12 protein-coding genes, 1 tRNA gene and 1 pseudogene are annotated in these 11200 nt (G+C 62.4%); 9 read left to right on the forward strand and 5 right to left on the reverse strand.

Annotation, left to right across the window (positions count from 1 at the left end):
- The 4 genes and pseudogenes from AC56LK_RS24910 to AC56LK_RS24925 all read left to right on the forward strand — a co-directional run.
- Positions 1–483, forward strand: a 483-nt coding sequence (locus tag AC56LK_RS24910) for a DDE-type integrase/transposase/recombinase (RefSeq protein WP_497187132.1), incomplete at its 5' end; no start/stop codon positions are given.
- Between the two features lie 41 nt (positions 484–524).
- A pseudogene (locus tag AC56LK_RS24915) lies at positions 525–749 on the forward strand (transposase domain-containing protein); the annotation flags it as partial.
- 146 nt (positions 750–895) lie between these two features.
- The gene (locus tag AC56LK_RS24920) at positions 896–1093 is read left to right on the forward strand and encodes a tyrosine-type recombinase/integrase (protein WP_497187133.1); all 198 of its coding nucleotides are present in this window, start codon (positions 896–898) and stop codon (positions 1091–1093) included.
- Positions 1059–1382: a site-specific integrase gene (locus AC56LK_RS24925; protein WP_497187134.1), complete on the forward strand. Its 324-nt coding sequence runs from the start codon at positions 1059–1061 to the stop codon at positions 1380–1382. The genes AC56LK_RS24920 and AC56LK_RS24925 overlap by 35 nt, the downstream gene beginning before the upstream one ends.
- 162 nt (positions 1383–1544) lie before the next feature.
- Here the strand turns inward: AC56LK_RS24925 and AC56LK_RS24930 are convergent.
- The 4 genes from AC56LK_RS24930 to AC56LK_RS24945 all read right to left on the reverse strand — a co-directional run bounded on the left by AC56LK_RS24930 (position 1545) and on the right by AC56LK_RS24945 (position 4913).
- Positions 1545–1620, reverse strand: a tRNA-Lys gene (locus AC56LK_RS24930).
- A gap of 62 nt (positions 1621–1682) precedes the next feature.
- Complete coding sequence (gene tfpB / locus AC56LK_RS24935) at positions 1683–3488, reverse strand: type IV pilus assembly ATPase TfpB (RefSeq protein ID WP_497187141.1); 1806 nt, start codon at positions 3486–3488, stop codon at positions 1683–1685.
- 37 nt (positions 3489–3525) lie between these two features.
- A complete protein-coding gene (locus AC56LK_RS24940; protein WP_497187135.1) occupies positions 3526–4308 on the reverse strand; it encodes a spermine/spermidine synthase domain-containing protein in 783 nt (260 codons plus the stop codon).
- A 95-nt stretch (positions 4309–4403) separates the two neighbouring features.
- Positions 4404–4913 carry a glycine zipper 2TM domain-containing protein gene (locus AC56LK_RS24945; RefSeq protein WP_497187136.1) on the reverse strand — a complete coding sequence of 170 codons (510 nt, stop codon included), beginning with the start codon at positions 4911–4913 and terminating at the stop codon, positions 4404–4406.
- A gap of 351 nt (positions 4914–5264) precedes the next feature.
- On the opposite strand from AC56LK_RS24945, the gene AC56LK_RS24950 reads away from it, so the two are divergent.
- The 5 genes from AC56LK_RS24950 (at position 5265) to AC56LK_RS24970 (ending at position 10361) form a co-directional block, all read left to right on the forward strand.
- Complete coding sequence (locus tag AC56LK_RS24950) at positions 5265–5672, forward strand: barstar family protein (RefSeq protein ID WP_436104599.1); 408 nt, start codon at positions 5265–5267, stop codon at positions 5670–5672.
- A 71-nt stretch (positions 5673–5743) separates the two neighbouring features.
- On the forward strand, positions 5744–6373 hold the full coding sequence (gene purN / locus AC56LK_RS24955) for a phosphoribosylglycinamide formyltransferase (protein WP_436104600.1): 630 nt from the start codon (positions 5744–5746) through the stop codon (positions 6371–6373).
- A 13-nt stretch (positions 6374–6386) separates the two neighbouring features.
- Positions 6387–7700, forward strand: a complete 1314-nt coding sequence (locus AC56LK_RS24960; RefSeq protein ID WP_497187137.1) for an RsmB/NOP family class I SAM-dependent RNA methyltransferase — start codon at positions 6387–6389, stop codon at positions 7698–7700.
- 9 nt (positions 7701–7709) lie between these two features.
- A complete protein-coding gene (locus tag AC56LK_RS24965; RefSeq protein WP_497187138.1) occupies positions 7710–9029 on the forward strand; it encodes a mechanosensitive ion channel family protein in 1320 nt (439 codons plus the stop codon).
- 117 nt (positions 9030–9146) lie between these two features.
- Entirely contained in the window at positions 9147–10361 is a 1215-nt protein-coding gene (locus AC56LK_RS24970) for a DesA family fatty acid desaturase (RefSeq protein ID WP_497187139.1), read from the forward strand.
- A 28-nt stretch (positions 10362–10389) separates the two neighbouring features.
- Here AC56LK_RS24970 and AC56LK_RS24975 read toward each other — a convergent pair.
- Positions 10390–11200, reverse strand: an 811-nt coding sequence (locus AC56LK_RS24975; protein ID WP_497187140.1) for an RNA-guided endonuclease InsQ/TnpB family protein, incomplete at its 5' end; no start/stop codon positions are given.

Genomic DNA, 11200 nt, shown 5'->3' on the forward strand with positions numbered 1-11200 from the left:
ACCGCGATCAACCAGAGCTGGTCGATGGACTTCATGCACGACCAGCTTGCCGACGGTCGCAGCATCCGTCTGTTCAATGTGATCGACGACTTCAACCGCGAAGGCTTGGGGATTGAGCTCGACTTCTCGTTGCCTTCAGAGCGCGTGATCCGCTCGCTCGACCGGATCATCGAATGGCGCGGCAAGCCCGCAGCCATCCGATGCGACAACGGTCCTGAATACATCAGCGCAGTGACCTTGGCATGGGCAGCAAAACGCGGCATCCGTATCGACTTCATCCAGCCTGGGCAGCCACAACAAAACGCCTATGTGGAGCGCTACAACAGGACAGTTCGCTACGATTGGCTTGCCCACCACCTGTTCGAGACGCTCGACGAAATCCAGGAATTTGCCACCAACTGGTTGTGGACCTACAATCACGACCGGCCCAACATGGCACTCGGCGGTATCACGCCAAAACAGAAATTAGCACTGGCCGCTTAACCTCTACTTTTAGCGTGCTCTAAAAAATGGGGGGATTACCGGCGCTGCGCGGTATTGCGCTGGGCCGGCGCAACTTCCTGTTTGCCGGCGCCGACAGCGGCGGCGAACGCGCCGCTGCCATGTATGGGCTGATTGGAACGGCCAGGCTGAACGGGATCGACCCCGAAGCCTGGTTGCGCCATGTGCTAACGCATATCGCCGATCATCCTGTGAATCAGGTCGACGACTTCCTGCCCTGGAACTGTGCCGCCAACCTGGCCGGCTGAACTCCGCTTCCCAGCGGTGTGGCAAGCATCATCTCGTCTTTGCTTGCAGCGCTCAAGACGGTGCTGGGAAGACGCTTACAGTTCATGCAATCTTGCGTAAGGCTTGCCTCGAATGGGACTGGACCGACCGGGTTCCGAAAGTGAAGATGTACCCGGAGCCGAAGCGCCGCGTCCGGTGGATCACGCCCAAGCAGGCCAAAGGGTTGTTGGCAGCGTTACCTGAGCACCAGCGGAACATTGCACTATTCGCGCTGGTAACCGGGCTAAGACAGAGTAATGTGGTACGTCTGCGATGGTCGCAGGTTGACTTTGAGCGACGTACAGCCTGGATTTGCAGCCGATGAGGCAAAGGGCGGTGAGGACATCCACGTTTCGCTGTGTGACCTGGCGGTGGAAGTACTGGAAGGCCAGCGTGGCAAGCACTCGGAGCGCGTCTTCACGTACAAGGGCAACCCGATCAGGTACGTGAACACAAAGGCCTGGCGCAATGCGTTGAAGCGAGCCAGCATCAAGGATTTTCGCTGGCACGACCTGCGGCACACCTGGGCCAGCTGGCTGATCCAGAACGGCACGCCGTTGTACGACCTGCAGGAGATGGGCGGCTGGAAATCTGCCGCGATGGTGCGGCGGTAAGCGCACCTGGCGCCGGCGCACATGGCGCGTCACGCGGCGGTAGTAAACGGGCTACTGCGCGTCACAAGTACGGCACAGTAGGTAGAAGAGAGGACTGCCACAGATACAAAAAAAAGGCGTCACGATCACTCGTAACGCCTTCATTGTTTGCTGCTAAATTCGTGGTAGGCCGTGCGGGATTCGAACCTGCGACCAACGGATTAAAAGTCCGCTGCTCTACCAGCTGAGCTAACGACCCGAAAGAGGCAGCATTATAGCCGGACGTTCCGGTTTGCGCTAGTGCCTTTGCACAACCCAGCATCAACCCAGCGCCGCAGTCACCTTCAACACCTCATCAACCGTAGTCACGCCTTCGACCACCTTCATCGCCCCCGCAATCCGCAGCGGCTTCATCCCATCAGCCACGCTCTGCTGCCGCAGCTTCTGGATGTCGCCGGATTCCCGGATGACATGCGCGAATCCTTCACTCACTGTCAGCAGCTCGTAGATGCCGGTGCGCCCACGGTAACCAGTCTGCCGGCACTCCGGACATCCAATCGGACGGTACACGCTAGCCGGCTTCGGGATATTCCAAGCTCCCCCAATGCCCTGCCACACTTCATCGCTCAGTTCACCCCCAGGCGCCTTGCAGTCCGGGCAGAGCGTGCGTACCAGCCGCTGCGCCATCACCCCGATCAGCGTCGCCTCGAGCAGATAATCGGGCACCCCCAGCTCCAGCAAGCGCACCACCGCAGCGGGTGCATCATTCGTATGCAGCGTCGAAAACACCAGGTGCCCCGTCAAGGCCGCCTGGATCGCCATCTCGGCCGTCTGCAGATCGCGAATCTCGCCCACCATGATGATGTCCGGATCCTGGCGCATCAGCGCGCGCACGCCATCCGCAAACGACAGGTCGATCCCCGGCTGCACCTGCATCTGGTTGAACGAGGCCTCGACCATTTCGATCGGATCCTCGACCGTGCACACATTGACTTCGCTGGTCGCGAGCGCTTTCAGGGTCGTATACAAAGTCGTCGTCTTGCCCGACCCAGTCGGCCCGGTAACGAGGATAATTCCATGCGGCCGATTGGTCAGCGCATCCCAGCGCGCCGCGTCATCCGGCGGAAAGCCCAATTCCGGCAGCGTCTTGACGACCACCTCCGGATCGAAAATCCGCATGACGAGCTTTTCGCCAAAGGCCGTCGGCAGCGTCGACAAACGCAACTCGACTTCCTGACCGCCGGCGGTACGCGTCTTGATCCGCCCATCTTGCGGCCGCCGCTTTTCGATCACGTCCATCCGTCCGAGCAGCTTGATGCGGGCCGTCATGGCGATCATCACCACGGCCGGCACCTGGTAGACCTGGTGCAGCACGCCATCGATGCGGAAGCGGATCACCGCGAACTCGCGTTTCGGCTCCAGGTGGATATCCGACGCGCGCTGTTCAAAGGCATAACTCCACAGCCAGTCGACGATGTTGACGATGTGCTGGTCATTCGCATCGAACTGCTTGTTCGATTTGCCCAATTCGACCAGTTGCTCGAAGTTGTTGCGCATCGCCAGGTCTTGCCCGGTGCTGCGGTTGGCATCGCGGATCGTCTTGGCCAGGCTGAAAAACTGCGAGATGTACTGCGCGATGTCGAGCGGATTGGCCAGCACCAGTTCGATCTTGCGGCGCGAGACCTTGGCGATCTCGGCTTCCCATTCGACATTGGCCGGATCGGCCGTCGCGACCACCAGCGTGGAGCCGGTCATTTCCACCGGCAGGATATTGAAGCGCGCCGCATAGCTGGCCGACATCATGTCGGCCACCTTGGTGAAATCGATCTTCAGCGGATCGATGCGGATGAAGGGCAGGCCGACCTTGCTCGCGCACCATTCGGTCAGCGCGTCGAGCGTCAGCAGCCGGTGCGGCGGCTGGGCCGAGACCAGTTTGCACTGGGCCACTGCGGTGAGCGGATGCATCGATCCGGCCGCATTCTTGAAGATGCCCTGTGCATGGGCGAATTGCGCCTTGACGTGTTCCTTGGTGACGATGCCGTCCGCCAGCAGCCACGAGAAAATCGACTGCAGGTCGAGCGCGCGCAGGCGCGGCGCCTTGGAAGTCGATGTGGCAGCATTCTGGATGGCACTCGTGTTCACGTTCGGCTCCCGAGGGTTTGCTTCAGTCAGCGGCGAAAATACCCTTGATCCAGGTCTTCGCCGGCAGCTTGGTACTGGCCACGATCTGCGCCGCGCGCGCCGTAAGCGCTTCCTTGTCGAGTTGCGGGCGGTTCTTGAAGCATAGCGCCACCACATTGCCTTCGTGGACTTCCGGCAGGCAGATTACGTGCTCGAAGGCGAATTTCATCGCCTTCAGGTTCTTGGCGTAGCTTGGGTGGTCGCCGAACAGGTTGACCGTCATGACGCCGCCTTCGGACAGGCAATCGTTGCAGGCCTGGTAGAACTCCGGCGTATCGAGCACCGGCCCGCGCGCGGTGGCGTCATACAGGTCGCATTGCAGCACGTCGATCGCGCCGTGATTGTCGGGATCGTGGACGAAATCCATCGCATCCATTTCCAGCACCTGCAGGCGCTCGTCCTTGGGCGGCAGCTTGAACATCGAGGCGCAGATGCCGATCACCGCGGCATTGAGCTCGACCGCGGTGACGCGCGCCTCCGGGAACTTGCGGTAGCAGAACTTGGTGAGGGTGGCAGCGCCAAGGCCGAGCTGCACGATGACGCGCGGTGATTCGATGAACAGCATCCAGGCCATCATCTGCTGCGCGTATTCCAGTTCCGGCCAGTCCGGCTTGCGGATGCGCATCGCTCCCTGCACCCATTCGGTACCGAAGTGGAGGTAGCGGACGCCGTCCTGTTCGGACAAGGTGACGGGGGCGAACTTCGGCTTGCGCGTGGGACGGCGCGAGGATTCGGCCTGTTCGATGGATTTACGTTTGATGAGCATAGGGCAACCTGGTTGAATCGCCCTATTATCGGGGGAGGGGTTCCCGCAGCGCAAGCGCGGGAACCCGTGGCGCCGGATTGGCGCCGGCGCGGGTATTAATAATCGATCGGCTGCACCGACACGCGCAGGCGCACGCGGTTGCCCGGATCGCGGTTCATCAGCGTGGTGTAGGTCTGGCCGCGGAACTCGTAGGTGACATCGTAGCCGGCGGTGCGCGACTCGTAGGCGTCGACGGTACGGCACTGGCGCACGGCCTGTTCCTGCACGCCGCCTTGCGGGCGGTTGTTGTTCTCCGCGCGGTCGCCGACCATGGCGCCGGCGATGGCGCCGGCCGCAGTCGCAGCGACCCGGCCGCTACCGCTGCCGACCTGGTTGCCGAGCAGGCCGCCGACGAGGCCGCCGACGATCCCGCCGCCGACGCCACGCTGCTGCTCGACCGGCACCTGCACGTACTCGGTGCGGCATTCCTGGCGCGGCATGCGGATCTGCTCCACGCGGGGCTGGACGCGCACCACGCGGCCGAAGTCTTCGAAATCCTGGGCCTGGGCCAGCGGCAGTGCGGCAAGGCCCATGGCGGCGATGATCAGTTTGGCTTGAAAGTTCATGTTCTACCTCGTAGTGGAGACATCGACGAGTCTGGTGGGGGAAGGGAACCGACCGGACTTTGATGCCTCCTATGGTAATCCGATCCCGGCGGACTCAACGAATCTGCGTGGCAACAAAATGTAACAGCAGCGCAACCATCTTTCTCCCAGCGCCAGAATGGCAGGTACCTTGTCGATGGCCTTATTTATACAGATGTCGTCCTACCATTTTTTACAAACGCAATTCCTGTAATCACATTTGGGTTGCTTCCAATACCACAAAACGTTACCCTTACACAGCAAGGTCTTATTGGCGCGAGGAAACGACAATAGAAGTGCCACATCATACCGACCTGGTCAAATGAGGAAAAAATGAGTTTGTTGATGAGAGTGCCGCCTAATCTTGTGCAGTCGATCCGCGCTTTTCGCGTCGTCGAGCTGCAGCAGGAGGCTGCGCGCCTTGGTCAGCACTTCTTGTATGCACATTGTGCCAATACCTTGACCAAGCAGCAGGTGTGCGCCCGCATCGGCGAAAATTTTTATTTCCCCAAGCCCTGCAGCAAGAATTTCGACGCGCTGCGCAAATGCCTCACCGAGACCGTCGCCGAGGCCGGTCCGCAGCCGGGCTTCCTCGTCGTGCTGGAACAATTGCCAAGCGCGCAAAAATTCGACAAGGAAGCACGCGAGAACCTGCTCGACGTGTTCCGCGACGCGGCGGAATTCTGGGCCGAGAAGAAGGTCCCGTTCCGCGTATTTTACTCGTTCGCGATTCCGGCCTAAGACAGCCTCGAACGGCCAGCCTACCCCCGCCCGCCGCGGTTGCCCGCCGGCGATACGGTACAATGCGGGGTATGAAAAATATCGTGATCCTCATTTCCGGCCGTGGCAGCAACATGGAAGCGCTTGTGCGCGCCCTTGAAACCGAAGGCTGGCCGGCCAGAATCGCGGCAGTCATCAGCAACAAACCGGAAGCGAAGGGCCTGGAATTCGCCGCCGCCCGCGGCATCCCGACCGCAGTCGTCGCCAACAAGGAATACGCAAGCCGCGCCGAGTTCGACGCGGCGCTGCAGGAAACGATCGACCGCTTCGCCCCCGACCTCGTCGTGCTCGCCGGCTTCATGCGCATCCTCACTGCGCCTTTCGTCGAGCACTACGCCGGCCGTATGCTGAACATTCATCCTTCGCTGCTGCCGCTGTTCCCGGGCCTGGGCACGCACCAGCAGGCCATTGACGCCGGCGAGAAGGAACATGGCGCGACCGTCCATTTCGTAACGGCCGAGCTCGATCACGGCCCGGTCGTGGCGCAGGCGCGCGTGCCCGTGCTGCCGGATGACACCGAGGACACGCTGTCCGCCCGCGTGCTCGTCGAGGAACACAAGCTCTACCCGTATGCGGTGCGCCTGTTCGTCGAAGACAGGCTCAGTATTGAAAACGGCGATGTGCGCATTAACGAAGCGCCCGCCGAAACCACAAGCATCTAAACAAAGGAACACAATGAGATTGCCACCAGCAATCCTCGGCAATACGGAAGAGGTATTGCGCGAGGTACTGCGCTTTACATCGCCGGCCGACGTCACGCTATCGCGCTACTTCAAGGACCATCCACGCTTCGGCGGCCGCGAGCGCGGCGTCATCGCGGAAGCGGTGTACGCAGTCCTGCGCAACAAATCCTTCTTCACCGATTTCGCCGGCGCCGGCAACATGCCCTCGATGCGCAAGCTGGCCCTGCTGGGCCTGTCCGAAACCGTCGGCATCGACGCCCTCGGCGGCCTGAGCGAGGACGAAACGCAGTTTCTTACCCGCATCAAGGAAGTCGACCGCAAGCTGCTGCCGCCGCAGATGCAGGCCAACCTGCCGACCTGGCTGTACGACAAATTCGTGGCGCAGTTCGGCGAAACCGAAGCGCTCGAGCTGGCCGCGGTGCTGAATACCCCGGCGCCGCTCGACCTGCGCGTGAATTCCATCAAGGCCAACCGCGACGACGTGATGGCCGAACTGGCCAAGGCGCCAATCGCGGCCGAGCCGATGCGTTACGCGCCGCTCGGCCTGCGTGTGTTCAAAAAGCCTGCGCTGCAAAACCTGCCGCTGTTCAAGGAAGGCGCGATCGAAGTCCAGGACGAGGGCAGCCAGGTGCTGGCGCAAATCGTGGGCGCGCGCCGCGGCGAGATGGTGGTGGACTTCTGCGCCGGCGCCGGCGGCAAGACCCTGGCGCTGGGCGCGACCATGCGCAATACCGGCCGCCTGTACGCCTTCGATGTTTCCGAAAAACGTCTGGCCAAGCTGAAACCGCGCATGGCGCGCAGCGGCCTGTCGAACGTGCATCCGGTGCTGATCGCGCACGAGCGCGACGCCAAGATCAAGCGCCTGGCCGGCAAGATCGACCGCGTGCTGGTCGATGCGCCGTGCAGCGGCCTTGGCACCCTGCGCCGCAACCCGGACGTCAAGTGGCGCCAGAAGCCGGAAGCCGTGGCCGAGATGCAGGAAAAACAGACGGCGATCCTGGACGGCGCGGCGCGCCTGGTCAAGAACGGCGGCCGCCTGGTGTACGCCACCTGCAGCCTGCTGAACGAAGAGAACGACGTGATCGTCGAACAATTCCTGTCGACCCACCCGGACTTCGAACTGGTGCCGATGAAGGACGTGCTGGCCGAGCAGAAGATTCCGCTCGAGATGGACCAGTACCTCAAGATGCTGCCGCACAAGCACCAGACCGACGGCTTCTTCGCTGCCGTGCTCCAGCGCAAGGCGAAAGCCAAGGCGGCCGAGGCGGAGAAAGCCGCGGACGAGGCCGGCGAAGAAGAAGCTTAACGCCGGAACATGCCGCTCCAGCAACTGCTGGCCGACCTGCTCGGCGACATCCACAAGCCTGCCATCCTGTGGCAGGCACTTGCCATTGTCCTGTGCGTGACGGTCGGCTGGGGCCTGGCGCGGCTGATGCACCGGTCCTGGCTGGCGAGCCACCAGGACCAGCACCGCGGCCTGATCGGCCTGGGCATGGCCAGCTTCAGCCGCGTGCTGCCGCCGCTGCTGATCCTCGGCCTGCTGGTGGTCACGCGCGCCGTCATGGCGAACTACCAGAGCGTGCACCTGCTCGATATCGCGGTGCCGCTGTCCTCTTCGTTCGCAGTCATCCGCACCTTCTTCTATCTGTTGCGGCGGATATTCGGGCGTCACGGCCAACTGGGCGAAGCGCTGCAGACCTTCGAGAAGATCTTCGCGCTGGGCGTGTGGCTGGTCGTCGCCCTGCATATCGTCGGTGCGCTGCCGGACGTCATCCGCTTCTTCGATAACACTAAACTGCCAATCGGCAAAGACGGGACCTCGCTGGCCGAACTGGTCGAAGGCATCGTGTCGATCGTGGTGCTGATGATGCTGGCGCTGTGGGCGGGCGCCGCACTGGAAGAGCGCCTGATGAAGGTCGAGCGCATGCACACCTCGAGCCGGGTGGTGCTGGCGCGCATGAGCCGGGCAGTACTGATCCTCGTCGCCGTGCTGTTCAGCCTGAGGCAGGCGGGCCTCGACCTGACCGTGCTGTCGGTATTCGGCGGCGCCCTGGGCGTCGGCCTCGGTCTCGGCATGCAGCGTATCGCGAGCAATTACGTGTCCGGCTTCATCATCCTGCTGGAACGCAGCCTGACCATCGGCGATCCGATCACGCTCGATAAATATTCCGGCAAGGTGGCGCGCATCAATACGCGCTACACGGTGCTGCGCGGTGCCGACGGTACCCAGACCCTGTTGCCGAACGAGATGCTGATCACGGGCGTGGTGCTGAACCAGTCCTCGACCAACCGCAACGTGCGCGCCGTCACCAAGCTGACCGTGTCCTACGACAGCGACCTGAGCGTGGTGATGCCGCTGCTGGAAGCCCTGCCGCGCGGCGTGCCGCGGGTGCTGGAAGAACCGGCGCCGAACGTGCTGCTGAATGCTTTCACGCAAGATGGTTACGAGCTCGAAGTCGGTTTCTGGCTGGGCGACCCGGAAAACGGGCAGGGCGGGCCGATCTCCGAGGTGAACAAGAAGATTTATGCACTTGTCCATGCGGGCGAAATCAAACTTGGTCATCCGTCCATGGATACGCGCCTCCTTGATGCCCATATAACATCGGTTGTGGCACGCACGTCCAATCAAGCTTGATTCCTACATGAATTCGGGCATCTTGGAGTGCCGTGTGACACTAGAACCGCGTAAAATACTGGCTTGCGTGACGATGTGAATGAACAGTGCGTTGACGCAACACCCAATGGAGACTGAATGAATTTCTTTAGTAGCGAGACTGCGCATGCCGTGCTGCAGTTCCTGTCCACCGGCCTGCTGGACTTCACCGGCTGGCAGGTTTTCTTCGCCACGCTCGTACTGACGCACATCACGATTGCTGCTGTCACGATCTACCTGCACCGTCACCAGGCGCACCGCGCCCTGGACCTGCATGCCATCCCGAGCCATTTCTTCCGCTTCTGGCTGTGGCTGACCACCGGCCAGGTGACCAAGGAATGGGCGTCGATCCACCGCAAGCACCACGCCAAGTGCGATACCGAAGAGGATCCGCACAGCCCGCAGACCCGCGGCATCCGCAAGGTGCTGTTCGAAGGTGCCGAGCTGTACCGCGCCGAGAGCAAGGTCAAGGAAACGATGGAGAAGTACGGCCACGGTACGCCGGACGACTGGATCGAGCGTAACCTGTACACGAAGCACAGCGCCATGGGCGTGGTGCTGATGCTCCTGATCGACGTCGCGCTGTTCGGCATCGTCGGTATGTCGGTGTGGGCGGTCCAGATGATGTGGATCCCGATCACCGCCGCCGGCATCATCAACGGCATCGGCCACTACTGGGGCTACCGCAACTACGACTGCAGCGATGCGGCCACCAACATCTTCCCGCTGGGCATCCTGATCGGCGGCGAGGAACTGCACAACAACCACCACACCTTCGCCACCTCGGCCAAGCTGTCGAGCAAGTGGTACGAGTTCGACCTGGGCTGGGGCTACATCCGCATCCTGGAAACCCTGCGCCTGGCCAAGGTGAAAAAGGTCGCGCCGGCACCGAAGTTCGCCAAGGACAAGATGGTGGCCGACCTCGACACCCTGCAGTCGGTGATCGCCAACCGCTACGACGTGATGGCCAAGTATGCCAAGTCGGTGCGCCATGCTTTCCATGAGGAATTCGAGCACCTGAAGCACAAGGCCGAGCTGGAAGCGCGCTTCCTGAAGAGCTCGCGCAAGCTGATGCAGCGTGAACCGGCCAAGCTGGAGTCGTCGCAGAAGCAGCAACTGGTCGAGCTGTTCCAGCACAGCAAGGCGCTGGAAACTATGCACCAGATGCGCGTGGAACTGGGCGCGATCTGGGAGCGTTCGCATGCAACCCGCGACCAGCTGCTGCAGCAGCTGCAGGACTGGTGCGCACGCGCCGAAGCCTCGGGCATCAAGTCGCTGCAGGACTTTTCGCTGCGCCTGCGCAGCTACGCATAAACAGTTTTGCGACGATAACAAGCGGCTGCTATCGAAAACGTGGACGAAAGTGTTCACCGTTCTCTTCCTGCCCCGAGCCGTCCTGCTGACCGAGCTCGTACCTGACAGGCGTGACTTTCCCGCCTCCCGCCGGCAGCAAGCCGGCGGCAGTGCCGGGCGTTACCGCCTGGCTCGCCACGGGTAGCGCCCTTGCCGCCGCGAGGGCGCCGGTGGCGAGCCGTTGCAGATTGATCGCGGCGTTCACGTCGCGGTCGTGGTCGGCGCCGCACCCGCTGCAGGTCCAGCTGCGCTGGCCGAGGGCGAGACCGCCGTTCTTCGTGCCACACCTGGAGCACAGCTTGCTCGACGGGTACCAGCGGTCCGCCAGCACCAGCTCCGTGCCGTAGCGCAGCGCCTTGTACTGCAGCTGGCGCCGGATTTCGTAGAAACCGACGTCGGCGATCGCGCGTGACAGGCGCGCGTTGGCCAGCATGCCCTTCACGTTCAGGTCCTCGATCACGACCGCTTGGTTTTCGCGGCAGAGACGGGAGGTGAGCTTGTGGAGGAAATCGTGGCGCACCCGCGCGATACGGGCGTGCAGGCGCGCCAGTGCCTTGCTTGCCTTGGTCCGGTTGTTCGACACCGGCAGCCGCGTGCCCTTCGGGATCCGGCCTGTGATCCCGGCGGCCGCCTTGGCCCTTTTCAGCTTGCGCGACAGGCGGCGACTGCGGATGCGTACCCGGCGCAGCGCCGCCTTCAAGGGGCGCGGCGCGGCGATCTTCTCGCCGGTCGACAGGGTCGCGGCGCTGCTCACGCCCAGGTCGACGCCGATGACCCCATCCGCGGTCCGGGAACGGCGC

The sequence above is a fragment of the Telluria sp. ZB4P36 genome (genome assembly GCF_059685865.1).

Coding starts and splice junctions, on each gene's coding strand:
- AC56LK_RS24920 (WP_497187133.1), top strand. CDS start 896: ATGTACCCGGAGCCGAAGCGCCGCGTCCGGTGGATCACGCCCAAGCAG.
- AC56LK_RS24940 (WP_497187135.1), bottom strand. CDS start 4,308: ATGCTCATCAAACGTAAATCCATCGAACAGGCCGAATCCTCGCGCCGT.
- AC56LK_RS24945 (WP_497187136.1), bottom strand. CDS start 4,913: ATGAACTTTCAAGCCAAACTGATCATCGCCGCCATGGGCCTTGCCGCA.
- AC56LK_RS24950 (WP_436104599.1), top strand. CDS start 5,265: ATGAGTTTGTTGATGAGAGTGCCGCCTAATCTTGTGCAGTCGATCCGC.
- purN (WP_436104600.1), top strand. CDS start 5,744: ATGAAAAATATCGTGATCCTCATTTCCGGCCGTGGCAGCAACATGGAA.
- AC56LK_RS24960 (WP_497187137.1), top strand. CDS start 6,387: ATGAGATTGCCACCAGCAATCCTCGGCAATACGGAAGAGGTATTGCGC.
- AC56LK_RS24965 (WP_497187138.1), top strand. CDS start 7,710: ATGCCGCTCCAGCAACTGCTGGCCGACCTGCTCGGCGACATCCACAAG.
- AC56LK_RS24970 (WP_497187139.1), top strand. CDS start 9,147: ATGAATTTCTTTAGTAGCGAGACTGCGCATGCCGTGCTGCAGTTCCTG.